31 protein-coding genes and 1 tRNA gene are annotated in these 23,996 nt (G+C 62.5%); 13 read left to right on the forward strand and 19 right to left on the reverse strand.

Annotated features, from left to right (window positions below):
* Nucleotides 1–3: 3 nt before the first annotated feature.
* From ASC83_RS13355 to ASC83_RS13440, 18 genes are all read right to left on the reverse strand, one after another.
* Entirely contained in the window at nt 4–369 is a 366-nt protein-coding gene (locus tag ASC83_RS13355) for a hypothetical protein (RefSeq protein WP_056063277.1), read from the reverse strand.
* The gene (locus ASC83_RS13360) at nt 366–989 is read right to left on the reverse strand and encodes an HK97-gp10 family putative phage morphogenesis protein (protein WP_056063280.1); all 624 of its coding nucleotides are present in this window, start codon (nt 987–989) and stop codon (nt 366–368) included. Before ASC83_RS13360 ends, ASC83_RS13355 begins: the two co-directional genes overlap by 4 nt.
* A complete protein-coding gene (locus tag ASC83_RS24100; RefSeq protein WP_056063283.1) occupies nt 982–1,314 on the reverse strand; it encodes a phage head closure protein in 333 nt (110 codons plus the stop codon). The genes ASC83_RS13360 and ASC83_RS24100 overlap by 8 nt, the downstream gene beginning before the upstream one ends.
* Nucleotide 1,315: 1 nt before the next feature.
* Nucleotides 1,316–1,630, reverse strand: a complete 315-nt coding sequence (locus tag ASC83_RS24105) for a hypothetical protein (protein ID WP_056063285.1) — start codon at nt 1,628–1,630, stop codon at nt 1,316–1,318.
* A gap of 11 nt (nt 1,631–1,641) precedes the next feature.
* A complete protein-coding gene (locus tag ASC83_RS13375) occupies nt 1,642–2,103 on the reverse strand; it encodes a hypothetical protein (protein WP_056063288.1) in 462 nt (153 codons plus the stop codon).
* Between the two features lie 95 nt (nt 2,104–2,198).
* Nucleotides 2,199–3,554 (reverse strand): phage major capsid protein, encoded by a 1,356-nt coding sequence (locus ASC83_RS13380; RefSeq protein ID WP_082522451.1) that lies wholly within the window; start codon nt 3,552–3,554, stop codon nt 2,199–2,201.
* Nucleotides 3,555–3,580: 26 nt separating this feature from the next.
* Nucleotides 3,581–4,441: a head maturation protease, ClpP-related gene (locus ASC83_RS13385; protein WP_056063290.1), complete on the reverse strand. Its 861-nt coding sequence runs from the start codon at nt 4,439–4,441 to the stop codon at nt 3,581–3,583.
* A 2-nt stretch (nt 4,442–4,443) separates the two neighbouring features.
* Nucleotides 4,444–5,754: a phage portal protein gene (locus tag ASC83_RS13390; protein WP_056063293.1), complete on the reverse strand. Its 1,311-nt coding sequence runs from the start codon at nt 5,752–5,754 to the stop codon at nt 4,444–4,446.
* Nucleotides 5,751–7,502: a terminase large subunit gene (locus ASC83_RS13395; RefSeq protein ID WP_082522452.1), complete on the reverse strand. Its 1,752-nt coding sequence runs from the start codon at nt 7,500–7,502 to the stop codon at nt 5,751–5,753. The genes ASC83_RS13390 and ASC83_RS13395 overlap by 4 nt, the downstream gene beginning before the upstream one ends.
* The gene (locus tag ASC83_RS13400; RefSeq protein ID WP_056063296.1) at nt 7,499–8,062 is read right to left on the reverse strand and encodes a phage terminase small subunit P27 family; all 564 of its coding nucleotides are present in this window, start codon (nt 8,060–8,062) and stop codon (nt 7,499–7,501) included. Before ASC83_RS13400 ends, ASC83_RS13395 begins: the two co-directional genes overlap by 4 nt.
* A gap of 142 nt (nt 8,063–8,204) precedes the next feature.
* Nucleotides 8,205–8,579, reverse strand: coding sequence for an HNH endonuclease (locus ASC83_RS13405; protein ID WP_056063298.1), 375 nt, complete (start codon nt 8,577–8,579; stop codon nt 8,205–8,207).
* Nucleotides 8,580–8,642: 63 nt separating this feature from the next.
* Nucleotides 8,643–10,451 carry an NACHT domain-containing NTPase gene (locus tag ASC83_RS23580; RefSeq protein WP_156379502.1) on the reverse strand — a complete coding sequence of 603 codons (1,809 nt, stop codon included), beginning with the start codon at nt 10,449–10,451 and terminating at the stop codon, nt 8,643–8,645.
* 258 nt (nt 10,452–10,709) lie between these two features.
* A complete protein-coding gene (locus ASC83_RS13415; RefSeq protein ID WP_235509372.1) occupies nt 10,710–10,994 on the reverse strand; it encodes a hypothetical protein in 285 nt (94 codons plus the stop codon).
* 124 nt (nt 10,995–11,118) lie between these two features.
* Nucleotides 11,119–11,436, reverse strand: a complete 318-nt coding sequence (locus ASC83_RS13420) for a hypothetical protein (protein WP_156379503.1) — start codon at nt 11,434–11,436, stop codon at nt 11,119–11,121.
* Nucleotides 11,437–11,805: 369 nt separating this feature from the next.
* Nucleotides 11,806–14,493 (reverse strand): VapE domain-containing protein, encoded by a 2,688-nt coding sequence (locus tag ASC83_RS13425; RefSeq protein WP_235509373.1) that lies wholly within the window; start codon nt 14,491–14,493, stop codon nt 11,806–11,808.
* Nucleotides 14,494–14,585: 92 nt separating this feature from the next.
* Nucleotides 14,586–14,879, reverse strand: a complete 294-nt coding sequence (locus tag ASC83_RS13430; protein ID WP_056063313.1) for a hypothetical protein — start codon at nt 14,877–14,879, stop codon at nt 14,586–14,588.
* Nucleotides 14,876–15,382 carry a phage regulatory CII family protein gene (locus tag ASC83_RS13435; RefSeq protein WP_156379504.1) on the reverse strand — a complete coding sequence of 169 codons (507 nt, stop codon included), beginning with the start codon at nt 15,380–15,382 and terminating at the stop codon, nt 14,876–14,878. Before ASC83_RS13435 ends, ASC83_RS13430 begins: the two co-directional genes overlap by 4 nt.
* A 204-nt stretch (nt 15,383–15,586) precedes the next feature.
* The gene (locus tag ASC83_RS13440) at nt 15,587–15,811 is read right to left on the reverse strand and encodes a hypothetical protein (RefSeq protein WP_056063318.1); all 225 of its coding nucleotides are present in this window, start codon (nt 15,809–15,811) and stop codon (nt 15,587–15,589) included.
* A gap of 14 nt (nt 15,812–15,825) precedes the next feature.
* Here ASC83_RS13440 and ASC83_RS23965 point away from each other — a divergent pair, with 14 nt between their 5' ends.
* From ASC83_RS23965 to ASC83_RS13495, 12 genes are all read left to right on the forward strand, one after another.
* Nucleotides 15,826–16,329 carry a hypothetical protein gene (locus ASC83_RS23965; protein ID WP_156379505.1) on the forward strand — a complete coding sequence of 168 codons (504 nt, stop codon included), beginning with the start codon at nt 15,826–15,828 and terminating at the stop codon, nt 16,327–16,329.
* Between the two features lie 73 nt (nt 16,330–16,402).
* Nucleotides 16,403–16,771 carry a hypothetical protein gene (locus ASC83_RS13450; RefSeq protein ID WP_156379506.1) on the forward strand — a complete coding sequence of 123 codons (369 nt, stop codon included), beginning with the start codon at nt 16,403–16,405 and terminating at the stop codon, nt 16,769–16,771.
* Nucleotides 16,772–16,782: 11 nt separating this feature from the next.
* Nucleotides 16,783–17,406: a BRCT domain-containing protein gene (locus ASC83_RS13455; RefSeq protein WP_056063324.1), complete on the forward strand. Its 624-nt coding sequence runs from the start codon at nt 16,783–16,785 to the stop codon at nt 17,404–17,406.
* Nucleotides 17,407–17,537: 131 nt separating this feature from the next.
* A complete protein-coding gene (locus tag ASC83_RS13460) occupies nt 17,538–17,954 on the forward strand; it encodes a hypothetical protein (RefSeq protein ID WP_056063328.1) in 417 nt (138 codons plus the stop codon).
* Nucleotides 17,951–18,220 (forward strand): hypothetical protein, encoded by a 270-nt coding sequence (locus ASC83_RS13465; RefSeq protein WP_056063331.1) that lies wholly within the window; start codon nt 17,951–17,953, stop codon nt 18,218–18,220. Before ASC83_RS13460 ends, ASC83_RS13465 begins: the two co-directional genes overlap by 4 nt.
* On the forward strand, nt 18,217–18,366 hold the full coding sequence (locus ASC83_RS23970; protein WP_156379507.1) for a hypothetical protein: 150 nt from the start codon (nt 18,217–18,219) through the stop codon (nt 18,364–18,366). The genes ASC83_RS13465 and ASC83_RS23970 overlap by 4 nt, the downstream gene beginning before the upstream one ends.
* A gap of 14 nt (nt 18,367–18,380) precedes the next feature.
* A complete protein-coding gene (locus ASC83_RS13470; protein WP_056063334.1) occupies nt 18,381–18,704 on the forward strand; it encodes a hypothetical protein in 324 nt (107 codons plus the stop codon).
* Nucleotides 18,701–19,015, forward strand: a complete 315-nt coding sequence (locus ASC83_RS13475) for a hypothetical protein (protein WP_056063338.1) — start codon at nt 18,701–18,703, stop codon at nt 19,013–19,015. The genes ASC83_RS13470 and ASC83_RS13475 overlap by 4 nt, the downstream gene beginning before the upstream one ends.
* The gene (locus ASC83_RS13480; protein WP_056063341.1) at nt 19,012–19,377 is read left to right on the forward strand and encodes a hypothetical protein; all 366 of its coding nucleotides are present in this window, start codon (nt 19,012–19,014) and stop codon (nt 19,375–19,377) included. Before ASC83_RS13475 ends, ASC83_RS13480 begins: the two co-directional genes overlap by 4 nt.
* Nucleotides 19,378–19,382: 5 nt before the next feature.
* Nucleotides 19,383–21,668, forward strand: coding sequence for a ParB/RepB/Spo0J family partition protein (locus ASC83_RS13485; protein ID WP_082522498.1), 2,286 nt, complete (start codon nt 19,383–19,385; stop codon nt 21,666–21,668).
* The gene (locus tag ASC83_RS13490) at nt 21,665–22,165 is read left to right on the forward strand and encodes a hypothetical protein (RefSeq protein ID WP_056063345.1); all 501 of its coding nucleotides are present in this window, start codon (nt 21,665–21,667) and stop codon (nt 22,163–22,165) included. The genes ASC83_RS13485 and ASC83_RS13490 overlap by 4 nt, the downstream gene beginning before the upstream one ends.
* A gap of 12 nt (nt 22,166–22,177) precedes the next feature.
* Nucleotides 22,178–22,444: an AlpA family transcriptional regulator gene (locus ASC83_RS13495; protein WP_056063348.1), complete on the forward strand. Its 267-nt coding sequence runs from the start codon at nt 22,178–22,180 to the stop codon at nt 22,442–22,444.
* Here the strand turns inward: ASC83_RS13495 and ASC83_RS13500 are convergent.
* Nucleotides 22,399–23,709: an integrase family protein gene (locus tag ASC83_RS13500; protein ID WP_082522454.1), complete on the reverse strand. Its 1,311-nt coding sequence runs from the start codon at nt 23,707–23,709 to the stop codon at nt 22,399–22,401. The genes ASC83_RS13495 and ASC83_RS13500 overlap by 46 nt on opposite strands.
* 207 nt (nt 23,710–23,916) lie before the next feature.
* On the opposite strand from ASC83_RS13500, the gene ASC83_RS13505 reads away from it, so the two are divergent.
* Nucleotides 23,917–23,990: transfer RNA gene (locus ASC83_RS13505), tRNA-Gly, on the forward strand.
* Nucleotides 23,991–23,996: the final 6 nt, after the last annotated feature.

Genomic DNA, 23,996 nt, shown 5'->3' on the forward strand with positions numbered 1-23,996 from the left:
TGGTTAGTGGCGGGGTGTGCGCAAGCGCACGGTGAGGTAGCGGGCGAAGATCTCGGGGTCGGGCTCGTAGTCAGCGTCTCCCGCGTCGTCTTCATACTGGTAGGCGGGCATGGCCTCCAGTGCAGCGCGGAACGGGCCGCCACCGTCCAGGGGCAGCAGCACGTCCAGCTCTTCGATGGTGCGGGCCAGCATGATGAGGTTGACATCGTGCTGGGTGTACCCGCCGCCCGCACACCAGGTCTCTTCTGGCTTGCTGTCCACGTCAAAGACGGCAGCGGGCCATGACGGATTGGGTGGCAGCTCCACCGCCCAGGTGTTGTCGAGCGCGGGCGCGAGGGCTACAGAAAGCAGCTGGTGAATGGTGCTCATGCCTTGCTTGCCTTTTCTAGTTCCTTTTGCAGGCGGGCGGCCATGGCATCGATGGCTTCTTCTTTGCCTTGCTCCAGTGCGGGCGCAATGAATGGCTTTGCAGCGACCGATCCGGTTGAAGCAGCACGGCGAGAGCGTAGAGAATCTACACCGCGCTTGCGGGTGTAGGTGATCAGCTTCCCGCTCCGACCTCTTCGCGTGTACTTGAGTTCTGTCTGCGATGTGTCACCAGACTTACGTGGTACCACCTTATGGCCCTGCTCCACCCAGCGCCAGTAATAAGGGTCATCCGCATATTTCTTCACAATGCGCCCACCCTTACCCACCGCCAACTTTGCGGTGCTCTTCTGCTTCTTGGTGAGGTCGCGCCCATGGCGTACCCCCATGTTGTACTCGACCGTTCCAGCTGGTGCCTGCGGCTCGCGCTTGATAGCGATGTTTTTGACCATAGCGCCAGTACGCACGGACCCATTGGATTGGGCGATGGCTTTAGCCCTCTTCTTGAGCACGCCACCAGCTGACACCACCATGGCGCGCGCCACTCGCGTTTCCATGCCGTCCTTCAGCTCCTTAAACGACTGACTCAGCTCGCCGATACCGAGGGTCTCTGACTTAGCCATCGTTCATCCCCGTGTCACAGGTCAACACCATCCAGCCGCGCGCGTTGGCCAGGGGCTTGATGTGCTGGATATCGAAGACTTTGCCTCGGTGGCGCACGCGCATGGTTTCCTGCAGGTCGTCGCGCAGGCGTATCAGGAACTCCACGCGTGCCACCACGACTTCGCCGCCTGCGCTGGAGGCCTTGCGTTCTGCGCCGGAGTAATCCATGCGCTTGGCCCACACCGTTCTATGCAGCACCCAGGCCTTCTGCATCCCGCCGGATGTGCCCTTGGCAACCTGCAGGCTGTCGATGTTGATGCGGGTGTCGAGGTCCTGCGAATTCATGTCAGGCCCCCATGTTCCGGTGCATGCGCAGCATGTTGAACGCGCCCGCCTCTTTGCGCTCGCGGTCCTGCGCGCTGTTGTTGCCGACCAGCACATCCACCAGCAGGAGCTGGGCGGCAATGATGTCGGGCGTGCAGATGATGCCCCGCAGGTCGGCTGCAGCTTCAAGGGCTGCGGCGTCTTCATACAGCGCGCCGTCCAGGAAAGCGACGGCCTGAGCGTGCGCCTGGTCGATGGCATTGCCGATATCGCCATCCAGGCTGTCATCCAGTCGCAGGCGCAGGATGGCGTCGGCCGGTGTCGGTTTGATGGGCATGCCGTCGCGCCTTACTTTTTCACCGTGGGCGCCTTGCGCTGTGCAGGAGCCTTGGCCACAGGTTGGAGGGTGGGTGCGGCTGCAGGTGCGGGATCTGCTGCGGGAGCGGGAGCGGGAGCGGGCACTTCAGATACAACCGCTTGCGGCGCAGCACCATCTGCGAGGGCAGGCGGCTCTGCAGGCGGATTGGAGGCCGTCTGGTCAGGACTAGAAGCTGCAGCTACCGCAGCTGCAATTTCCTCTGGCGTGCTCCTGGACGCATAGCCGGTCGGTGGATAGTTCACAGCCAAGTAGCCTGCATCGACGAACTCCTGCACGGTGGGACCATCGTCGCGCAGGGCCGTTTTTGGCGCAGGGGCACCTTCCGGCACGCGTTCGGCAGTGCCAGCATCAATGAACTGCTGAGCGCGATGACTGTCCAGGCGTGCTGTAGCACCCGCGCGTGGGTCAGGCTTCACAAACTTGATCAACATGCTGATCTCCTTGCGGTTGGGGGAAGGCCTCGGCCGAAGCCGAGGCCAAAGGTCTCGACACGCGATTGCGCGCTAGATCGAGAGTGAGACAGGTGTTACGTCACCAGGCCAAAGTCGCCGTAGATGAACGCTTCGGGGCGGTACACCGCCAGGGCGAGGCGCTCTTCGGCCAGGACGGTGACCATGTTCTTGACGAAGTCGTCTTCGTTCTCGGTGGCGACTTCCACGCGGGCCTGCCAGCGGTCAAACACCTGCGCGCCCATTTGGAAGGCACCGGCCAGGAACTTGTCCACCGCGATGGCCTGGGTGGTGACCACCGGGCGATTCCAAAGAGTGGCGCCGATGACGCCCTGCGGATTGCCGATGATGTAGCGGCCGGTGTCGTCCTTGGTCAGCTCAATGCCCGCCCAGTCGATGGGGTTGAGCACCATGCCGGTGGATGGGTACTCTGCCAGCTCGGCCTGCAGCAGCGCGAGGCGCAGCTTGTCGATCTGGGTAGCACCGGCGACGACCAGCGGAGCAACATAAGCGGTGGCCTGCGGGATGATGCCCAGCAGGTTTTGCCCTGTGCCGTCGCCGTTGAGCAGCTGCAGCTCTTCTTTGTAGGCCAGACCATAGCGCAGGCGGTGGTCAATCAGGCTTGCCAGCTGAGACGCGTCGCTCAGGATCTGCCGCGAGGCCTTGACGAAATGCGCGATCACCTTGGCATTGGTGGTGATCAGGTCGTATTTCAGACTCGATTCAGCCTTCTTGACACCCTCGGCAACGGGGGCCGCATTGTTGGTGAAGCCGGTTTCCTTGACGTACTCCAGCGAGCTGCCGTCCATGTTGCCGGGCGAGATCAGGTCGCGCACAGTCATGCGGCGCTCAGCCAGGCCAAGCACACCAGGCAAACGGGTGGTTTGCACCAGGTCGCCAGCCGAGCCGTCAGCATCGGTGGTGAGGCTGGTGATGGCGGCTTTCACCGGCATATCAACGCGGCCGCGTGGCGTGGTCTTGCCCAGGAAGGCCTTCACATCTTCGCTTTCCACAAAGCGCTGGCCCAGCGACTGGTGCGGCGCATTGGAGCCGTTGCCGCTGGCCTGGAGCTGTGCGAGGGCTTGCTCCGCTGCCTTGAGGTTGGCCTGCAGCTCGCCCTGCTTGACCAGCATTTCGTCCACCTTCTCCTTGTTGGCGGTGGACATCTGGACGCCCTTTGCAGCTTCTGCCAGCGCCTTCTCCCCTGCCTCCTTCACCTGGCCGCTGATCTTGTCCAGCGCAGCCTTGATTTCGGTGGGGTTGAAGTTCTGCGTATCGCCCAGGAAGGCGGCGCCGCCCAGGCCCAGGACGATATCCGGGTGGGCCAGCAGGAAGGCATGAACGGGAGCCGCAACATCGACTCCCATGGCTTGGGCGCCGATGGCTACGGCGCAGAGAGCGATCACAGCGACCGCGAGAAATTTGCGTTGCATGGTGTGTTTACCTTTCAGGTGGTGGGTTAGGACAGAGAGAAATCACGGAGCACGGAGAGCACCTCGGCACCCTGTCGGGCCGGAGCGCGTTCGGTGGGATCGCCCGCACCGCTGCCAGCGGGATCGCCCGCGCTGGACTTGAACTCGGAGATGAGGCGCATGGCCTCAGACTTGGGGATGCCGCTGGCACGCAGAGCAGCCTCCAGGCGGCGGGCCGCATGGGCCTGTGCCTTGGCGTCGCCCTGCCCCACCTGGTCGGAGGGCAGCAGTTCATCCGCGAAGCCTTGCTCGACAGCAGCGCTGCCGCCGATCCACGACTCCGCATCCATCAGCTTGGCGATAGCCTTGGTGTCAGCACCGGTGCGCGCCACGTAGATATCGGCCATGGCCGCATCGAAGGGCTCCAGCCAGTCGGCGGTTTCGCGCAGGTCGTTACGGTTGCCCGATGCGACCACCCAGCTGTTGTGCACCATGAAGAAGGCGGCGCGCGCGATCTGCACGGTGTCGCCAGCCATGGCGATGATGCTGGCGGCAGATGCCGCGACGCCCAGTACCTTGACGGTCACATCGCCCTTGTGCTCGCGCAGCAGGTTGTAGATCGCCAGGCCTTCGAACATGTCGCCGCCAGGGCTGTTGACGTTGACCGTAACTGGCCCGGCCCCCAGCGTGCGCAAGGCAGACGCAACGCGCCGGGCGGTGACGCCCTCGCCCGTCCAGTAGTCGTATCCGATGGCGTCATAGACGCTGATGCTGCGATCTTGCTCATCCTCAGCCGCTGCAGCCCGCAGGCCAGGGTTCCAGCGCTCGAAGGCGCGGGGGAGGATCTCGCTGCGCACGCTGGCGCTTGGCCTGCCCATCGGGGCGGCCGGTAGGTTTTTAACGCTCATGGTCAGCCTTTCTGCGGCTCGGTGTCGTTGCTGAGGCCCAGCCAGGCGCGGATGGAGGCCCGCGCCTGCTGGTCGGTGGTGGATGCTTGGCCGAGTGCATCCAGGGTGGTCATGGCGGACTGCACGGTGAGCACCGCTGCATTGCCGCCCAGCGGGTCGCGGTCTTCCAGCTCGCGCACTTCGTCGCGGGTCAAGATGCCGTTGTTGACCATCGCGGTGTAGAAGGCCGCTCGGCCCGCGCTGTCGGCCCGCAGCAGGCCCTCGACAGCGAACTTGGGGTAGTACCGGGTGCGCTCACCGGGCGTGAGCAGATCCTTGCTGATTGCCTGCTCGATGCGCTTGAGCCAGGGGCCGAGCGTGAACATCAGGAAGGCGATCATCTGCTGCTCGATGCCGCTGCCCCAGCTGGTGGACTTCTCGGTGTGGCCCACCATCCAGGGCGGTGTGCGGAACCAGCGGCATATCTCCTCGACGCTCCAGCCTCGGGACTCCAGCAGCTGCACGTCCTTGGGATTGATGGTCAGCGGCTTGACATCGATGCCGCCTTCGAGCAGTGGGGTCTGCCCCTTTTCCAGCAAGCCCAGGACGTTCTCGCGGAAGTCGTTGCGCTGCTCCTTTTTGAGGAAGTCTTTGAACGTGTAATAGATGTTCTGCAACGCACCGTTGCGAAACACCTTGCCTGCAGCCTTGTCGGCAGCGATGGCCTGGCCGAAGACCGTTGCCCCGTACTGCACCACGCTGACACCGTTTTTGCCGTCCAGCGAGAAGCCCGGAATGGTCCAGACGCGGGCCGCTGGAATGATGCGGCGCGTGCCGTTCTCGTCGGTATAGTGCCACTCCAGCACCACGTTACCCTGGCGCTTGTGCGGGGTGAGCCGGTCGGGGTTGAGAAACACCAGACCGACCAGGCGCCCGTTGAAGATCAGCTTTTCAGCACGGCCTGCGCCGCGCAGCAACATGGCCGAAACCATGGACTCCCAAAACACCGCCGCCGTGGCGTCGGGGTTGGGTACGTCATGCAACACGCTGTAGAGCGGGTGCTGCTGCGCAAGGCGCTTGCCGTTGGCCCCTGTTCGCTCGTAGATGCTGAGCGGCAAGGTGGCGATGGTCTCGGCGATCAGTCGCACGCAAGCCCACACGGCAGAGATCTGCAGCATGGTGCGCGGGCTGATCGTGACGCCCGTCGCACTGTCAGACCCGAGCACGGCAGCTATGCCAGGCACATCGCTGACGCTGACACCTTCGCCGCCGAACAGCGCGGTGACGGCTGCGCGGATGCGGCCCTGTCGGCGTTGTGCGGTTGGTTTCTTCATGGATTACCTGCTGGTTTTGCGCCAATGCCTGCGGGCGCGGAAAAGAAGCCGTCCCGGTCGCCTTCGTCGGGGGTGTTGGCCAGTGCTCGGCCCAGAGCCATCAGCATGGAGATCACGCCGTCGATCTTGTTTTCGGGGCGCTCTTTCGTCGGCTGCATCAGCTCGTTGAACTTCGATTGCTTGACCACCAGGTTGCTGACCATCCAGGCCAGCACCGGGTTGCCTTCGTGCTGCAGCCGACCCTCAAGCACCAGGTTCTCCACCTGGATCAGTGCCGGGGTGAAGAACATGGCGCGCTGCGCGATCTCGACCAGCGGCAGGCCTTCCTCGATCAGCTTGCCCGCGAAGTACATGGACAAGGCCGGATCGAATGCGATCTCCTGCACGTCAAATCGGCGGCAGTACATGCGCATATCGTCTGCCACGCAGTCGAAGTCGGTGAGTGCACCGTCTGTGACCACCACGTAGCCCTGCCGGGCCCAGCCTGCCAGGTGGGCGTTTCCGCTTTCCTGCACGGCCAGCTCGTTCAAGTACAGACGTGTGCACACGTTCCACACGGTGACGGGCTCGTGCACGCCATCGGGGCCGGGCCGCAACACTTCGGACTGCCATGCGAGCGTGAGCGCTGCAAAGTCCTTCTTCTGCGCAAGGTCCAGGCCCATGTACACCCTGGAGCCGTCCGGGATGGCTGCGATGCTCAGCTCTGGCGCCGCGCACTTCTCCCAGGCACGCATGTCCATCCACGGACTTTCACCGCTGACCCACACGTTCAGGCGCTTGGTCAGGAAGTTGGACAGCGCGCTGGGCATGGCCATGGCTTTGCTGGCCTGTGCCTGCAGCTCATCGAGCTGGACCGACTTGCCCAGGTTCGGGTTGGCCTTGATCCACACCGCCGGGTCGAAGTGGTCATCACCATCGTCCAGCGTGTAGATGATGCCGAACACCCGTTCGTCCTGAACCACCCGGTCCAGGATCTTGGTGACGTGCGTGCGCCGCTCGTAGCAGATGCCACTGCGGTCGGTGCCCGCCGTGGTGATGGTCCACAGCAGAGACTGCTCACGCGCGCCGCGCGCGCTGTCGATCACGTCATACACAGCTCGCGTCTTGTGCGCGTGCAGCTCATCGAGCAGCGCAAAGTGCACGTTCAGGCCGTCCAGCGTGCTGCCTTCAGCGGCCAGGGGCGCCGCCTTGCTGCTGGTGTGGGCCACCGTCAGGCTGTGCTGCATGATGGCAACGCCCAGGTGCGTGCGCAGGCCGGGCGAGCGCTCGGCCATGGCCTTGGCGTCATCGAACACAATGCGCGCCTGGTCGCGTGTGGTGGCGGCCGTGTAGCACTCGGCGCCGTGCTCACCGTCGGCGGTCAGCATGTAGAGCAGCAGGCCGGAGCCCTTGGCGCTCTTTCCGTTCTTGCGGGCCTCTTCCTCGTAAGCCTCCAGGAACCTGCGCAGCCGTGTTTCACGATGCACCCACCCGAAGACGGTGGTAAGGATGAAGCACTGCCATGGCTCCATCTGCAGTTGGCGCCCTTCACGCGCCCACTTGCCCTTGATGTGGGGCAGCAGCTCGATGAAGGCGCACGGGCGCGATGCCCGCTCGGCATCGAACACCCAGGGCCAGTCTTCACTGGGCTCGCGCGCCAGGTCATCCACCTGGCGTTGCACAGCCAGGCGGACCCATTTGCAGGAGGGGATCGTGCCGCCGAGAACATCGCGCATGTACTGGTGCGCGCGCTCGACGTATTCGTTCATCTGTGCGGATTGCTAAACATTGCGAAGCCTTGGGCCTTCGCTTCGGGTTTTGGGTCTATACCTGGCAGCTCAGGCTGCACGTAGTTGCTGGCCTGCACACGGCCACGGGCCGCAGGACTGAGGCCGAAGTGCATCAGGTAGCGGTTGAGCTGTTCGCGCTGCGACTTGATCAACTGCACGATCACGCTTTGCTGGGCGTAGCCGCTGGGGGTTACCGAGTAGCTGACCTCGTACACGGCGTCGGGGTAGTCCATTCCCGCATCGACCTTGGCTTGCACCTTGCCGTTGAAAGAAGTCTCCAACTCGGCCAGCCGACCTGCAGCCTGGCAGTAAAGCGCCAGGGCCGCACGGTCCAGTCCGCTGATCAGCCCCAGCTCTTCCAGCAGCGGCGTGATGCGCTTCCACTCCTTCCGGGCTTCGATCCCCAAGTGCTTCGGCGGGCTGGGGATTTCGATGCGTGGATTGATCCCTGCCGTCAGATCCAACGCCCGATTTTTGGTGCGGTCCGAGAGCGGATTGGGCAGCGGCCCCCGCGAGCCAAGGGCATGAACTTGTGCCATAGGAACCTCCAATGCAGAGCAGGGAGTACCCCCCCCTCCAAAACTATCGCGCGTAAAAATTTGACTAGGCGGTCGGTTTCCAGGGTGGTCGTCTCAGACTTTCGCCCCCCCTCCCCTTCGGGCCGGGCGCGCAGGGCTGGGGTCATCGCTCGAGGTAGTTGCCCCAGGAACGGCGCACACCGCGCGCCGTCTCGGCTTTGGTCTTGAGGCGGTGGCAGTCGTCGCAGATCGACTGCTCATTGGTCACATCGTCCGCGCCACCTTCCGCCAATGGGATGAGGTGATCGCGGATGGTGGCGAGCGACACACGCCCTTCCTCCTGACATGGCTCGCACAACGGCTTGCGCCTGAACAGATCAGCGCGCATGGTCTGCAGCCTACGGCCGGTGATGCGCTTGGTTTCCTTCGCCGCGGCCGCCCAGGATTTCTTGGGATGCTTGGAGCAGCGGCTCGTGCCATCACACACGAGTACCCCGCAACCAGGATGACTGCAAGGGCGTGGGATCCATGAAGACATGATTTGCAGGAAAAACTTGTCCTACTTTTGGCACTCTGAATCAGGCATGTAATAACAACAAAGCTAATCAGGAGTCCGTTTTCTGCCAAAAATCAAACTCTTTTTCTGCTCTTTACTGACAACCTCGTTTGCTTCAATCTCCAGTCGACTCAGCGAGGTTTCGTAAATATCTAAACAGCGCTTCAGCGGTGCAGTCCCGAACCGGCCCGCAAGCGCGGCGAGAGGGACATGCACCCCGTGGTGCTCATCAGCATTTCTAGGGTGCTTCTGAAAAAACTCTTCCACTTCTTCGACGGTGGATATTGGGCGCACCAACTCATCGAGCGCAGACATAATCAATGCACTGAAATCCACAAGGATCTCAGATGGTCTTGTTATAAATCTTCCATAAGCACCCACCACCGCCGTATGCTTGTCCGCGCCTTCTTTGAAAAATACACCAAGATCAGGCTGCAATTTAGTAAAAGTCCTGAGAATTGACTCAGGGGAATTATCCGATGCGGGCTGTATAACGTCAGCACGCTCTCTAGCAACAGCAGGAAGGAGGTAATATTTTGAATGTCTAAAGGGATCTATCGATTTCAAAAACCTAAGAACCTCCTCCCACTCTTTACCGTTTTCTACGGCCGCAGCGTAAAAAAGTTTTGCATTCTCTTCACTAAGACGCTTAACAAATGCTGCCGCAAAATATTCCAAAATGCTCTTGTGCAAAAAAGTAGTGGAATCAATTCCATCTTCCAGCATCAAACACGCCACTTTTACAATATCCAGCCTAAAACTTTCCGGACTGCATTTATGGTCACTATGATCGATTGCTAAGTCATAGATCTCGTTGAACTGATACTGATCCAAAGTACGGCCGTAACCACTTTGAATAGCCATAAAGCAAAAGTTCTCAAACAACTCCTGCAAGGCTTTTTCTGACAATCCACTGTGGTGTTTTCGAGTGAAAGCTGCTTTTAGATGGTCGTGGCGAGTAAATACGGTCTGAAAAAGCCTGCTAAAGAATTCCGGTAGTGTCTCCGGGATCTGAGATTCAGCTTCGTACACCATTACGACCAAAGTAAGCATCAATGGAGTCGTAATCAAATTGCTTACTCTGCTCGGGCTATTTTTTATAGCCGCTCGAAGTGCTATGGATTTTTCACTTGAAACCCCAAGCTTGGCGAGAAACGGGGCAAACTCCACTTGGGTAAGAGAAGCGATCCTGATCGTCTGAAAAAGCGTGGATTTTTGGATCTCCCTTCCCGGCCGGGAAGTAACGACAACTTGCAGCTCTGGATATCTATTAGCAAGATGTTCAATTGCCAGGAATGTGCCCTTAATCATCCCTTCTTCGATTTCATCAAACCCATCCAAAAGAAGTGCAACTCTTCCGCTTCGCAGCAGATAGTTCAACGTTTCTTCATCTACATCAATATCATAGCTTTCTAGCTTTTTAAATATTGCCTGCTGCAACTCCAATTTGGAACTTAAATCTTTTAATTCAATAAAAAGTGGAAGTCTTTTCGCCTCATTGCTGATAATTTCTTGAACCGCCAAACTCCGAAGGAGTATAGATTTACCTTGCCCAACAATCCCTTCAAGCACAATTAGGGATGAGTCGATATCACTCAGTTTGTTAACCAAGGTCGGCTTTCCATCAATCACCAACTTTGGCGGATGGAAAAATTTCAAAAGCGATATCGCATCCGGCTTCCAAATCGTCCGAACATTTTCAATAGTTTTTATTCTGGCCCCGATTTTCGAAGGAAACGTTCTTTGCTCCCATCGTTGAAGGCCCGTGACACCCATTTTTTTGGCGCCGGTCAGAATTTCCTTGACAAGTGGCGTTAAAAGCTTTCCTAGCCCAGCCGCTGTTGTTGCATCCACTCTTCTCCCCCTTTGACGACTACAGATGATGCGGTTTGTAACATCACTATGGTAGTTGCGCGGATGAGTCCAATCAAACTTTTAATCGGCGTTGTACGTGGAGTAGCAGATCAATAACAGAAGTTCTGATTAAGAAAAACCCCGACAAGCTCAACACTTGCCGGGGTTCACACTGATGTGTTGCGGGTGGAGGCGCAACAAGGACACAGTGCCTGAAATGTACCCAAAAGGTCTATGTTGTAAAACTCCTTTCGGTGTCTATAGCGCCTTGGCTTTTGCTTCGGATACACGGGCCGCAACCCGCTTGCGCTCATGCTCCTCGGCCCGCGCCTCCAGCCAGGCGGCAATGGCGTGGTCAGCCTGTTCCAGCTGCGCCTTGATGGTGGACGGCGCCCGCTGCATACGCTGCGCCGTGGCGCTGATCCCCAGGTCTTTCAGGTAGATGCACTCCAGCGTCAGGAACAGATGGCCCTTGCCCAGTTTCAGCGCGCGCACCGCCTCATCAGTCAGCGCCGCCTCCTCATCCTCCACCGGGATGGCCACATGGTTGTATGACCCTCGGGACCACACCTCACTGGCAAGCACCGACCGAGTAGCGAAGCCACGCCCGCCACTGGCGCCGCGCGATGACCAGATGGCCCAGTTCTCCAGCCGCCGCTGGATGTGCCTAAGCCGCGCCATACTGCCGCGCCTCTTCTTCGCTCAGGGGCCAAATGCACACGTGTGCACAACCGAACTCGACCATCGCCCGCGCCGCGATCTGCATGTCCGGGTGGGCCTTGTCAAACGGCGCACCCACCACGCGGCCCGCCTCCATGGCGTAGAAGCAACCACGCTCACCACGCAGGCCGCGCCGCACCAGCGTGAAAGCATCGCCCCCGATCTCGCGGGCCTTGCGCTGGATCGACGCGTACACATCAGGCATGTGCGCCTTGATCTCGGCGATCTTGTCGTCCACTGACTTTGCTGGGGTAGCAGTGTCCATACTGTCCATCCTTTTCTATAGAGATCACGGGAGGGGTGAAGGCGCTCGCGCGCACGTGCCCGTGGGTGTGCCTGCTTGTGCCCGCCCGCCTTGGTGAATGGCGCCGGGCACCGCCCTCAGTCCCACCGGGCAATGCAGCAGCCTCAACCCCAAGTTGCTGGGGATGTAGGGGTGCTGGTGGTGTCCATGCAAAACGCTGGACACCTTGGACACTTGGACACTCAGGTCATAGGCGCATGCAGTGACATCCCCGCCACCGCGCCGCAACGAGGGCGCACAGCGCTCCCCTGCCCTTCGGGCACGCTGGCGCGAATCACGCCTCCCCCAGCGTTTGCGGCACGGCGCGATTCAAGCGCCGTGAGCTTTTGCTCAAAACGGCGCATCGTCACCTTCCTGTGTGTATGGGCTCGACGCTGGCGGCGGGGCCAGCGGTGCCGGTGGCGTGGGCGCATCGGGCGGCAACATGCCCGCATCCAGCCCATCGTCCTTGTCCTGCGGCGGCCAGTTCTTGGGGCGCACATAACCCCAGGCCCTGGCCCCGTTGATCTGTTTCTTGGCCCGCTCCCAGCCCTCATGGTCCAGCCAGCTGCGGATCTGCCCCTCCAGCGCGGGCGTGCTCTTCGCCGCATCCACGCCCAGAGCCAGGGTGAGCTGCGCAATGGTCACGAATTCCGTCAGGTCGTTGACCACCGCGCCAATGCCCGCCGCCGTGGGCGACCTGGTCAACACGTGCAGCAGCTCGGACAGCACCGCTGTCTCCACCAGGCGGCTTTCCTGCATCGGCACAAACAGCCTGCGCTCCTGCTCGGTGGTGGGCGTATACACAGCCCCCTGCAGGTACAGCGCAAACGCCTCGGCCAGCAGCTGGTCGCGGTACTTCTTCAGCCACTCGGTGTTGATGATGTGCCGCACCGGGATGGGCCAGAACCGCCGGTTGCCCGTGCGGTCGCGCAGATACGTGTTTTCGTTGGTGGTGCCCACCAGCAGGCACTGCCGTGCAAAGCTGCCCACCGTGGCGCCATAGGCCACCCGGTAGCGGTCCACCTTGCTGCTGATAAACGCCTTGATGGCGCCCACCTCGGCCTTGCTGAAGTGCGTCAACTCGGCAATCTCATACAGCCACAGGCCTTGCACCTGCTCCTGCGCCTCCTTGCCGCGCCCCACTTCAAACGGGGTGTCACTGAAATACTCGCTGCCCGCCAGCACCTCCACCAGGGTGGACTTGCGCAGCCCGCCCGCGCCCTCCAGCACCGGGCAGTAGTCGAACTTGCAGCCCGGCTCCATCACCCGGTACACCATGCCCAGCAGCCAGCACCGACCCACGATCTGCAAGTACTCCAGCATCGGCTTGCTCAGCGTGTCCGGGCTCTCGCCCAGCACATGCACCAGCCAGTTATCAATGCGGCTCTTCTGATCCCACCGCAGGCCCCGCAGCATCTCGCGGATGGGGTGAAACCGCCGCGTGTGCGCCACCGTCTGGATGGCCTCGGCCAGGGCCGCGCGCGAGATGCTGGGCAGGCCATAGGTATCGGTCAGGTACTTGCCCAGCAGCAGGTCCACCGCATCGGTCACATCCCCCGCCTTGGCATAGGCCCAGGGCCACGCCACGCGGGCCTGCACGTTGTTGCTCAGCTCGTTGTAGGCCAGCACATCACGCAGCGCCGGGTCGCGCTCCAGGATCAGAATCACCATCTTGCGGCTGGCCAGCCAGCGCTTGTTGGCCTTGTCGTAGTACGGCACCAGCCAGTCGGGCACCATGTACGCGCCGATGCGCGTCATGCCCGCATCGTCGTCATCGTCATCCCCCAGGGCCGCGCTACCGCCAGGGCCCCCGCTCCCGCCATCCCCGCCGTTACCACCGCTCCCGGTGCCAACGAGGCCATCGATTTTTTTTCCTGCCGCTGGCTCCGGTGCGCTCACGTCCTGCGGCAATGCATACGCCTGCGCAAAGAACGCCTGCACGCGCGCAAAGTCCCAGCCGTCTGTCTCGATGGCATCGCGCGCATCCCAACCATCAGGCACATCACCAGGGGCAGGGATGGGCAGCAGCTGCACCGTGCAGCCGTGCGCATCCCTCAACAGCGCGCCAATGCCCAGCATCGCGGCCATGCCCGGCTGCTTGTGCAGGGGCAGCAGCGGCTTGGCTTGCTGAATGACCAGCTGCGCGGCCTTGTCAGGCGTCGCCTTGCGCTCGGCAGCAGTCAGGGGTTCATGCTTGGCATCGCAGTCCGGCCAGGCCAGCACCGTGCAGCCCTGCAGCCAGGCCCAGTCGGCCTTCTGCCACGCCTTGCTGCCGCCGGGCCAGCTGGCCACGCAATACACGCCCGGCGCGCCCATATCCAGCAGCGCCTGCAGGCACTCGCCCTTGCGCTCGCCCTCCACCAGCACCACCGTGCGCTCACCCGGCAGCGTGCCACCAGGCAGGAAGAGCGGCCGAGGTTCGTCCCACTGCCGCCAGTGCCACTTGGCCGCACCGTCGCGGGCGCTCTGGCACCAGGTGTAGGGCAGCGTGTCCTTGCCGCCGTCAGACGTGCGAAACCGCACCACAAACCCATGCAGCGCATCGCCCACGCGGTAAGTCGCCTTGTGCTCCAGGTCATCCGGCTGGCGGTGGTAGTGCTTGAAAGTGGGCGCCACCGCATTCGCAGGCACCGGCACCACCGTGACCCAGCTCTCGGGCTCTGCCTTGGGCTTGGGCGGCGGCGCAGGCCTGGGCGGCGCAGGTGGTGGTGGCGTGCCACCAGCAGGCACCATCACCAGCCCGGCCACGCTCTCCAGCCCTTCTTCGCGCGCAACCCGCACAGCAGCCTTCGCCATGCTCAGGCCATGGATGGCCGCATACAGGCTCAACAGGTCGCCGCCCTGCTCATCACTAGCAAAGTCGCCCCAGCGGCCGTTGACCAGGTTCACGCTGCAGCTGCTGCCCTTGCCACCACTCAGCGACCCGCAAACAAACTCATGCCCCCGGCGTTCGCCATCAGGCAACCATAGGGGCACGAGCCGGTCCGCGCTGGTCAACAGCGCCTCGGCCAGGGCAGCAAATTGAATCGGGGGCAATGGGGCGCCGCTCATTCACGCACCCCATCGCAAAAGTCACAGAAGCCAGCGTCTCCACCGCCAGCGGCGTTCAGTGCAAAGGTCATAGGGTGTCAGCCGCCCCATGCCCGCAGCACTGCGCTCAAGTCAACAAAGCCCTCACCCTGGTCATCTACCAGGGCAGCAGGCACATACTCAGCCACCGGCTTGTTGCGGTAGTCCACCTGCCGCGCGCGTGGGCTGCGCAGCTGCTTGGCACGCACCATGTTTGGCAGCGTGTTGCGCGCGGCCTGCAGGCCTACACAGGCGCGGGCCGCAATCTCCTTCAGCGTGGGGCCACGCTCCACAGTCGCCAGCTCGCAGCAGGCATTGAACAGCGCCTGGCGCACTTCACCGGCGGGTCTCATGCAGCACCACCCTTGCCCGCAGCTGGCGAATTCCAGCGCTCCATGGTGCGCTGGTGCTTCGCGTCCAGGTGGCGCATCAGGCCCTGCCCATCGGCCACCAGCGCCGCCCACTTGGCGCGCACATCGTCAATCTCGTTCTTGCTGATCTGGCCATCCGCATCAGCGCTGGTCGCCGCAGTCACCAGGTCGGCAAACTCGCGCATCAGCTGCGCCAGGGCCTGCCCAGTAACGGCATCGCCATCGGCATTGCCACGGGGCAGCAGCACCAGCATGCCCCCCACCGCCTCGGCCACCCGCGTGGGGTAGTCCACCCCGTGGGCGCTGCCCAGCTCCACGCACATGGCGGCAATCTCGGCGGCATCCACCGCCCCCAGCTTGTACTGGGGCGCAGCGCGCAGTTCCTTCTCCAGCGTGCTGGGCGACTTGCCCAGGCGGGCCGCTACAGCCTCCACGCCACCAGGGTAATGGCGCACCGCGCGCCGAACGGAATCAAGAACGTCCATCTGCTCCACCTGTCAAAACGCTACAGACACACACGGCCGCGCAGCAAGACACTGCGGGCCATGACAACGAGAAAAGAAAAGCGCACCACCACGCAGCCGCACAAAGCGCCGCGCACCTGCCCGCGCGCGGCACACCATGGAAGGGGTAAGGAGTCGGTCCCCGGCGGTGCGGCCTGGGGCGTGGTGGGCGCAGAAAGTGAATCGCTAGGCATGTGCAGCCCCGTGCGCAGACGGAGCGGCAGACGCTTGCACAAGCTCCGGCATGAACAGGTCGGGCCTCTCGACCTTGACGTGCGCCGGAATACCCCGCGCCAGCCAGTTCTGCACACGCTGTTGCCCGCCCTTTTTAGGCAGGTGCAACAGTTCAGCCACCTTCGACGGTCCACCCAGGGCGGTGATGATCTGGATGTCTTTTTGCAGAGCGTTCATGCCGCGATTTAAACATGGCGTTTAATAAAAATCAAATCGCCACGTTTAACAACGCGGTGTTTAGTGCCGGAACAATCACAGCCATGGCACAAATCCACTCAACCACCGAGAGGCTGTACGCGGCAGCACGGGAGTTGCGGGACGTGACTGGTCAGTCTGCGGTGGCACGATTGCTCGACATTTCGCCCCAAGTCATGAAGAACTGGGAGGCGCGCGGCGTCTCTGAAGGCGGCGCGCTCAAAGCCCAAAAGCACATAGGCTGCGATGCGAACTGGGTTCTGTATGGTGAGGAGCAGATGGCATCTAGCGCATGGACGCCACAGCCCGCTGCGCGTGCAATTCACGATAAGACATCCACCTACCAGGTGGCAAAGACCTGGCCTTTCAGCACATTCACACCCGACGAATACTTCAAGCTGCTTGATGCTGACTACCGGCAAAAGATCGAAGACCAGTTACTGGGCGCCATCACGCGCATGAAACAAGCCACGCAGCCCAAACTTGACAAACACGCCTGACTTTGGCGCAAGGGTGGGTGTATACCGTGAACTTTGTAACTAAGAAAATTCAGTCGGTCCACAAATCAACAGCATGATCGTCACGCACTCAGCGCTCAACCCGCCTCCAATTAGCGAAGACTACGCAGTCCGTATGGAGGGGCCCGACAAGGGCTTGATAAATGCATGGATCACCGGCCTGGCAAAGAGTGTGGACTCGCCCGAGCTTGCGGCAAAGGCAACCGCTGGCGAGTTGCCCGTGCTTCCCTTTCGAGGTGGTGTTGAGGCCGCCATCAAGACCAAAACCAAAGTGGGGCACCTGCTTTATGTGGCCATGTGGCAGGGGCTGCGCGGCGAGGATCTGCAAGTTGACACCGATATCGAGCTATCCATGACCTGCACCCGCACAGGCGTGCCCGTGCTCTACACCATGGACTTTGAAAAACTGCGCACCAGCGCCTGACCAATAGCGCCATGGCCCAGGAACCAGCCATTCAAAGCGTTCTCGCTCACCGCCAATTCGTCAAGTCTGCTCAGGTGCTCAGCGGCATCATCACGGGCATCGTGGCTGACGGCCAACTGCACGACATGGAAATTCAGATGCTCAGCACCTGGATCAGCGCCAACCCTGAAGTTGCACAAAGCTGGCCCGGCTCTGCCGTCGCTAGATACCTCGCCGAAGCCATGGCGGACGGTGTGATCACTCCAGAAGAGCGCGCCCACCTTCTGCAAACACTGCAGCAACTGGTGGGCTCCGACTTCGCAGAATCGGGCGCAGTCGAGCCCGAGGTCGCCGCCCTACCCTTCGACGAAACTGCCGCCACACCGCTCCAGAACAGTCGCATCTGCCTCACCGGCGAATTCGTTTACGGGACAAGGTCCGCATGTGAGCGCCTGGCAGAAAAGGCTGGATGCACACCGGTCGCCGCCGTTAGCAAAAAGGTGCACTACCTCATCGTCGGGACGAATATCTCCCCCCAATGGGTGAACACTTCCTACGGCACCAAGATCCTCCGCGCCATGGAGCTGCGTGAAGAAGGCCACCAGATAGGAATCCTGCGGGAACGGGACTGGCTGAACCTCCTTCAGCAGTCATAAAGACCCGCACCATTCACACAGGCCCGCTCAATGCGGGCCTTGTTGTTTGCGCCTTGTTTTAAACGTCATGTTTGACTTATAAATAAACATCATGTTTAAATTCGCCCCAAGTTCACCAAACGAGGGCCGAAATGCAAACCCAAACCCCCGGTGCACACGTGTGCACACCACTTCACAGCCTAAAGGCTGCTGAGCGCTTCATTGCTGGCTTTGAAGACGACAAAGACCAGGACGTGGGCCAACTGCTTGCCGACATTCGCACAGCGCTGACCGGCCCAGTTAACGGCGCACTTGCGATCGCACCCAAGTCGTATCGCACGCTCACGCCGACTTACAGCGACGGCTTTGAATGGGCCTCGACTTGTGAGGCCGGCTGGTACCGCATGCGCACCCAGCGTAAACATGGCTGGCGCCATGAGCCCTTGCTCACGTTTGTGAAGGCCAGCCACTGGGACCACACAGGCCGCATATGGGAGTGTGCATACCCCGCCGTAACGGACGACTTTGGCAACCTGGTGGAAGTCAATGGCCGAGGTGGCGCAGCATGAACGCCCGCCCCCTGCACATCGTGCAAACCACAGGCGCCGCAGACTTCCTCGCCCCCCTCAACGGCGACCGTCGCTGGCTCGTCGTGCAGGCAGACAAGCCCGCACCACTCCACGAATTCCGCATCAAGGTGCCCGGCCACAACCCATTCCACGGCCTGTTCCCCAATGCCGGTGCAGCCCGCCTGCAGGCCGAGCAGATCTACCCTGACTCGTACCCCGCCAGCGTGGTGTGCACATCCCGCCAACGCCAGGAGGTCCGCCCATGAGCGCCCCCATCCAGCTCATCCGCCTGCGCACCCGCCGCACCCGGCACCAGGGTCTGCGCATTGCCGCCCGCATCGGCATGTTTGCCCTGTGCGCTGCGGTGTTCCTCACCGTGTTCGCCTGGGTGTACCAGCACCTGCCCCGCTGACAAGGAGGCCCGCCATGCCCACGCAAACCAGCGCCATCACGCTGCGGGTACGCGGCCTGGTCACCAGCAGCGTCTACCGATTCACCCGCCACGGCCTGCCCGTGGTGGAGCTGGAGATTGCAGACCGCGCCACCGGCCAAACCGTGTGCATCACACACCGCTACCCCAACGGCGGCACCGCCAGCTGCACCGCAGCGCGCGCCCTTGCTGCCCGCATGCGCGGCCAGCTGGCCGACCTGCAGGCCATCAACCCCAAGTTCAAAGCCAAGCGCCTGGAGTGCGAGGCCGACCTGATCAACCCCAACCAAACCAGCGCAGAGCGCGCAGATCTCGCATGACTTCCAACACCATCACCATTCACATCATCGACCAGCCAGGCGGCGGCGTCATGGTGTACACCACGGGCGGCGCACCCATCCCCGGCCAGCGCCTCACCCCAGGCCACGCCCTGGCCACCGACCTGCTTAACCTGTGCACCCACCGCGCCAGCGACGTGCGCTACTGGCACGGCACCGACAAGGCCATGGAGCTGGTGCAAGACCTGCTCAACCCCGACCAATACGGCTACGCCGTCAGCCCCGAGGTGCACCGCGCGGCCCGCCGCGTGATGGGCCTGCCCCTGGACCCCACCGCACAGGTGCCAGCATGACCCGCGCCCGCCCCACCCGAGGCACCGACAGCATCACGCTGGCCAAGCCCAACGAAACCAGCGTGCACATCGTGCGCCCCAAGCCCGCACCGCTGCGCCAGGCAAGCCTGCAGGCTATCGGCACCACCACCACATCGGCCCACGGCAAGCCCCTGATCAGCCCCGTGGCCAGCCAGGCCGAGCTGCTGGCCCGCCGCAAGAGCGAGCGCCTGGAGCGCGCCACCGACTGCACCCCCGTGCGCAACAGCACCATGCGCGGCCCCGCCTACACCTGCCCCGAGCTGCGCACCAACCCCTACCGCCCAGGCAGCGCCGACGCGTACAGCCTGCCCAGCCGCACCAGCTTTGCAAAGAAGGGATGAGCATCATGGCTACCGCAGTACACGACACCGTTACCCAGGCCCTGCCCACCCCCGGCGCAGGCCCGCGCCTGCTGCACACCCCGGTGCACAGCATCGCCCCCAGCCTCACCAACCCGCGCAAGACATTCGACCAGGCCAAACTGCAGGAGCTGGCCGACAGCATCAAGGCCAGCGGCGTGCACCAGCCCGTGCTGCTACGCCCCCTGCCCGCGCACCGGCTGGAAGACACGCACCGCGAGGCCCGCGCCAACAAGCGCCCCGCCCCCGAGTTCGAGCTGATCGCGGGCGAACGCCGCTGGCGCGCCAGCCAGCTCGCAGGCCTGGCAGAGATCCCCGCCATGGTTCGCCCCATGTCCGACACCGAAGCGCTAGAGGCCCAGGTCATCGAGAACCTGCAGCGCGAAGACGTCACCGAGCTGGAAGAGGCCGAGGGCTACGAAGTGCTGATGCGCACCGGCAACCTCAACGCCGACCAGGTGGGCGCCAAGATCGGCAAAAGCCGCAGCTACGTCTACGCCCGCCTTAAGGTGCTGGATCTGTGCCACAAGGGCCGCGAGGCCCTGCGCGACGGCAAGATTGACTTCAGCAAGGGTCTGTTGATCGCCCGCATCCCCGATGAGTCGCTGCAGATCAAGGCACTGAACTATTGCACCGGCCGTGATGGCTACTACGGGCCCGACGTGCCCAGCTATCGCCAGTGCTTTGAGCACGTACAAAACAACTACATGCTGGCGCTGAAGGACGCCCGGTTCACCATCACCGATGCATCCCTGGTGCCCAACGCGGGCAGCTGCATAGAGTGCAGCAAGCGCACCGGCGCCCAGCCTGAACTTTTCGCCGATGTGAAGAGTGCAGACGTGTGCACAGACCCCAAATGCTTCCACGTCAAAGAAGCCGCACACGACAAAGCCGTGGTGGCTAAGGCTGCGGCCGCAGGCCAGACCGTCATCGCAGGCAAAGAGGCCGAAGAGCTGCGCCTGAACCACTATGACCACAAGCTCAAGGGCTACAAGCGCCTGGACGACAGAAACGACAGCCCCACCGACCAACCCCTGCGCAAGATCATCGGCAAGCAGATGCTGGCCGAGGGCATCAAGCCCACCAAGATCGAGAACCCGCGCAAGAAGGGCGAGTTCCTCGACGCTCTGCCTAACGAGGTTGTGCTGCGCCTGCTCAAGACCGTAGAGGGCCAAGCCCAGGCCACCAAAGAGGTCGCAGCCGAGGTCAAAGAGTTTGCCGACAACAAGAAGGCCAAGGCGCTGGAAAAAGCCAAGGCCAAGTACGAACAGGCGTGGCGCGATGGCCTGCTGGATCGCACCTGGCAGGTGCTGAACAAGGAAAGCCCACTAGTGTTCAACCTGGACGTGCACCGCTACCTGGTCACCCGCGAGGTGAACAGCCTGAGTACCGACGACGCAACGGCCATTGCTGACGTGCTGGGCTTGGGCCGGGTCGGCGCTCACAGTGCCCTGATCGACTTTGCCAAGACCACGGAAAGCCCCGACTGGCTGCAGCTGCTCATCATCATGCAGCGTGACAGCGGCGCGAGCCACTACGCCTTTAACCGGCCAAAGAACGAAGGCTTGATGCTGGTCGCGGGCAACGTGTTCAAAGACCGTCTGGACGAGGTGATCGAGGAGATCAAGGCCAAGGCCCGAGACGAACACCTGCCCAAGCCCGTCAAAGCTGCAGCCCCGAAAACCGCTTCTACCCCTAACCCCGCTGCGCAAGCTACTACTACGCGCGCGGGAGACAAGACTAAAGGGGCCAAGGGCAAAACCACCCCCGCTGCGCAAGCCCGCGCTACCGCGCCCAAGACCACGAAGGCCGAGGCGGCTGCGCAGATCGCCGCTGCGCTGACCGAGGCCGAAGGGAACCAGGACCAGGCGCCTGCGGCGCATGGCAACGAAGGCGCCCCCGCTCCTGCGGGCGGTGACGCGGGTGACGCCGCGCCCAGCAACAGCGCCGCGCCAGTAGGTCCGTCGGTCGCGTGGCCATTCCCGAACGGCTGGACCGAAGCAACAGCGACCGACTCCGCTGCTGCGCCAAGTGGCAAGGCCAGTGCAGGCGCGGAGACAGGGGCAACAGTGGCAGGGGGCGAGGCCCTGGTGATCACATCGGGCATGGTGCTCATGGTCAAACACACCTGCGACGCTGTGAGCTGGCGCGGCCGCACGGTCACCGTCATCGGCGTGAAAGGCGCCAGCATCAAGGCCCGCGAGTCCAACAAGCCACCGGCACACGCCGAGCGTGGCACTTTCTTTGCTGAGGATCTGGAGGCGCTGGCATGACGCACGGCCGCAAGAAGCCCCGATTGGCCCGCATCAGCGCCAACCCGCTCATGCTGGCCCTCATGACCGCCACCAAGCTCACCCAGGCCGAGATAGCCGAAGTGATGACACCCGTGCGCCAATGCCTCAAATTCGTGCGCGAGGGCGTCTCCACTCAACTGCAATTCGAGGTGCTGCGGTCCACCATGCTCATTGCCCAGGGCATCGAGCACAGCGGCATCGTGCGTGGCCTGGCAGACCACATCACCAGCGCTCTGCAGGCCTGCAAGGCCATCGAGGCCCGCGCCCTCACCTCGGGTGCATGGCGGCAGACCGCCCTTCACTTTCAGGAGCTGGACGCACTTGCCACCGCAGTGGACCTGCACGAATACCAGCTCCAACAGATCAGCGCTGGCGAGCTGCACAGGATCGTCAACCACATCAAGGCCCGCACCACCAGCACTGGCGGCAACGTGGCGCGACTCTCCGAAACCGACCTGGCCCTGACGGCCGCCTGAAGGGCTCACTGCATGAGTACCACCGTCACCATCAAACCCCTGTACCTCGACCGCGAGGCCGCTGCCGCATTCCTTTCGCTGTCATCCACCCAGCTGGAAAAAATGGCATCCAAGGGCTTGGCACCCAAGCCGCGCAAGCTGTCCGCAGGCCGCAGCGCCTGGCTGGTGGAAGAGCTGGAAGACTGGGGCCGCAGCCTGCCCGTGTCGGACCTCAAGCCCGCGCGCAACTCTGGCTACGGCCGCGCAGGCGCGCCAGATGATGCGAGCGATTCCAAGTGATCACTCAACCGCCGCAGCCACACAAGCCGCTCCTGGTCGTAGGTGTGTACGTTGTACGTGGCCTCGATCTCTTCGGGCATGTGGCCCACGATGGCCTCTGCAATCTCTGCCGGGCAGCCCAGCGCTGCCAGCATGGTGCGGCCGGTGCGCCGTAGGTTGTGGGGCGTCCAGTCGGTCACAGGCAATTGCAGCGCCGGGTTGCCCCGGCGTTTTGCTTTGGGGCTGTAGGGCTGCAGGTCGTACACATAGGTGCTGAATGCATGCTGGGTGTACGGCTTGCCCCTTGTGTCTTCAAACAGGTAGCCCGATTGACCCACGCTGGCCAGGCGCCGCTCCACCACCTGGCGCACCCTGCCCCACAGCGGCACGCGCAGATCCACTGCATCAGCGTACCTGGCGTTTTTGGTCTGCTCTTTGGGGATGGTCCACCACAGCACGGCATCCTCGCCGCGACCCTCCACCGCCAGCTGCTCGGGCCGCAGTCCGAATATTTCGCTGCCCCGCGCGCACGTCCACAGGTACATGACCACGGCATCCTGGCCCACCTGGTGCATGTTGCCCAGCCAGGCCAGCAGCGCGCGCACTTCGTCATCGCGCAGCGCCCGCCGACGCTGACCCACGTGCTTGCCTGCCATCACCTTGCCCTTGCTTTTGAGGCGGCCCTTCATCACCTGGCGCCACCAGTTGGGCGTGTTGCCGTCCAGCCGCCCAGCATCGAGCGCGTATTCCCAGGCAGAGCCCAGCATCGACCGCAATTTGGCCGTGGCCATGGGCGTGGCCTTGCGCGCTTCCAGCACGTTAAAGCACTGCGCGCGCGTCACCAGGTTGGCATCCGCTGCCGCCAGCTCGGGTTCTTGTTCGATCAGCCGGTCCAGCGCCTTGCGCGCCGCCTCTGCGCCGGCAGCCTTGCGACTCACCAGCAGGTGCCCCTTCACGTAGTCCTCCACCAGCATGGCCACGGTGTAGCTTTTCGACGCGGCCGGTGTAGCTTTTGCAGCTGCGCGCAGGGCCTTGCGCTGAGCCACCGGGTCAACGCCCGCAGACTTCTGGCCCCGTAGCTCCATCCACTTGGCCATGGCGTCATGCAGCGTCAACGCAGGCCACGGCCCAATGGCCACTTGGCGCAGCTTGCCATCCGGCGCCTTGTAACGGTACGTCCAGGTCTTGAGGTTTTTAGTGGCCAGCAGCCGCAAGCCGGGGCAACCAGGCACAGCCATCGCATCGCCCGGCTGCAGCGCTTTCGCGGCCCTTGCATCAAAAACCATATACTCCCCACCTGTGAGTGCGCCCCGTGCAGCGTAGTGTAGGTTTCGGCCCACCAGAAACTACACTTAAACTACACCGGGAGTATATGCAGCGCGGGGTGAATGAGGGCAGATGTAGGGAACATCGAAAGCCGCATCACAGAAAATCCGGCTGTAAAATCAAGCACTTACCGCAACTTTCCGTTTGAAATCAACGGGTTGCGAATTGCGGGTGTAGTTCAATGGTAGAACGGCAGCTTCCCAAGCTTCATACGAGGGTTCGATTCCCTTCACCCGCTCCAAATCAA

It is taken from the genome of Acidovorax sp. Root402 (assembly GCF_001425125.1).
Lineage (GTDB): Bacteria > Pseudomonadota > Gammaproteobacteria > Burkholderiales > Burkholderiaceae_C > Acidovorax > Acidovorax delafieldii.

Coding starts and splice junctions, on each gene's coding strand:
- ASC83_RS24100 (WP_056063283.1), bottom strand. CDS start 1,314: ATGAATTCGCAGGACCTCGACACCCGCATCAACATCGACAGCCTGCAG.
- ASC83_RS13490 (WP_056063345.1), top strand. CDS start 21,665: ATGACGCACGGCCGCAAGAAGCCCCGATTGGCCCGCATCAGCGCCAAC.
- ASC83_RS23970 (WP_156379507.1), top strand. CDS start 18,217: ATGAGCGCCCCCATCCAGCTCATCCGCCTGCGCACCCGCCGCACCCGG.
- ASC83_RS13485 (WP_082522498.1), top strand. CDS start 19,383: ATGGCTACCGCAGTACACGACACCGTTACCCAGGCCCTGCCCACCCCC.
- ASC83_RS13495 (WP_056063348.1), top strand. CDS start 22,178: ATGAGTACCACCGTCACCATCAAACCCCTGTACCTCGACCGCGAGGCC.
- ASC83_RS13430 (WP_056063313.1), bottom strand. CDS start 14,879: ATGAGACCCGCCGGTGAAGTGCGCCAGGCGCTGTTCAATGCCTGCTGC.
- ASC83_RS13500 (WP_082522454.1), bottom strand. CDS start 23,709: ATGGTTTTTGATGCAAGGGCCGCGAAAGCGCTGCAGCCGGGCGATGCG.
- ASC83_RS13385 (WP_056063290.1), bottom strand. CDS start 4,441: ATGAGCGTTAAAAACCTACCGGCCGCCCCGATGGGCAGGCCAAGCGCC.
- ASC83_RS13380 (WP_082522451.1), bottom strand. CDS start 3,554: ATGCAACGCAAATTTCTCGCGGTCGCTGTGATCGCTCTCTGCGCCGTA.
- ASC83_RS13440 (WP_056063318.1), bottom strand. CDS start 15,811: ATGAACGCTCTGCAAAAAGACATCCAGATCATCACCGCCCTGGGTGGA.
- ASC83_RS13375 (WP_056063288.1), bottom strand. CDS start 2,103: ATGTTGATCAAGTTTGTGAAGCCTGACCCACGCGCGGGTGCTACAGCA.
- ASC83_RS13400 (WP_056063296.1), bottom strand. CDS start 8,062: ATGGCACAAGTTCATGCCCTTGGCTCGCGGGGGCCGCTGCCCAATCCG.
- ASC83_RS13435 (WP_156379504.1), bottom strand. CDS start 15,382: ATGGACGTTCTTGATTCCGTTCGGCGCGCGGTGCGCCATTACCCTGGT.
- ASC83_RS23965 (WP_156379505.1), top strand. CDS start 15,826: ATGGCGTTTAATAAAAATCAAATCGCCACGTTTAACAACGCGGTGTTT.
- ASC83_RS13470 (WP_056063334.1), top strand. CDS start 18,381: ATGCCCACGCAAACCAGCGCCATCACGCTGCGGGTACGCGGCCTGGTC.
- ASC83_RS24105 (WP_056063285.1), bottom strand. CDS start 1,630: ATGCCCATCAAACCGACACCGGCCGACGCCATCCTGCGCCTGCGACTG.
- ASC83_RS13460 (WP_056063328.1), top strand. CDS start 17,538: ATGCAAACCCAAACCCCCGGTGCACACGTGTGCACACCACTTCACAGC.
- ASC83_RS13355 (WP_056063277.1), bottom strand. CDS start 369: ATGAGCACCATTCACCAGCTGCTTTCTGTAGCCCTCGCGCCCGCGCTC.
- ASC83_RS13465 (WP_056063331.1), top strand. CDS start 17,951: ATGAACGCCCGCCCCCTGCACATCGTGCAAACCACAGGCGCCGCAGAC.
- ASC83_RS13390 (WP_056063293.1), bottom strand. CDS start 5,754: ATGAAGAAACCAACCGCACAACGCCGACAGGGCCGCATCCGCGCAGCC.
- ASC83_RS13450 (WP_156379506.1), top strand. CDS start 16,403: ATGATCGTCACGCACTCAGCGCTCAACCCGCCTCCAATTAGCGAAGAC.
- ASC83_RS13395 (WP_082522452.1), bottom strand. CDS start 7,502: ATGAACGAATACGTCGAGCGCGCGCACCAGTACATGCGCGATGTTCTC.
- ASC83_RS13420 (WP_156379503.1), bottom strand. CDS start 11,436: ATGGACACTGCTACCCCAGCAAAGTCAGTGGACGACAAGATCGCCGAG.
- ASC83_RS13405 (WP_056063298.1), bottom strand. CDS start 8,579: ATGTCTTCATGGATCCCACGCCCTTGCAGTCATCCTGGTTGCGGGGTA.
- ASC83_RS13455 (WP_056063324.1), top strand. CDS start 16,783: ATGGCCCAGGAACCAGCCATTCAAAGCGTTCTCGCTCACCGCCAATTC.
- ASC83_RS13480 (WP_056063341.1), top strand. CDS start 19,012: ATGACCCGCGCCCGCCCCACCCGAGGCACCGACAGCATCACGCTGGCC.
- ASC83_RS13360 (WP_056063280.1), bottom strand. CDS start 989: ATGGCTAAGTCAGAGACCCTCGGTATCGGCGAGCTGAGTCAGTCGTTT.
- ASC83_RS13475 (WP_056063338.1), top strand. CDS start 18,701: ATGACTTCCAACACCATCACCATTCACATCATCGACCAGCCAGGCGGC.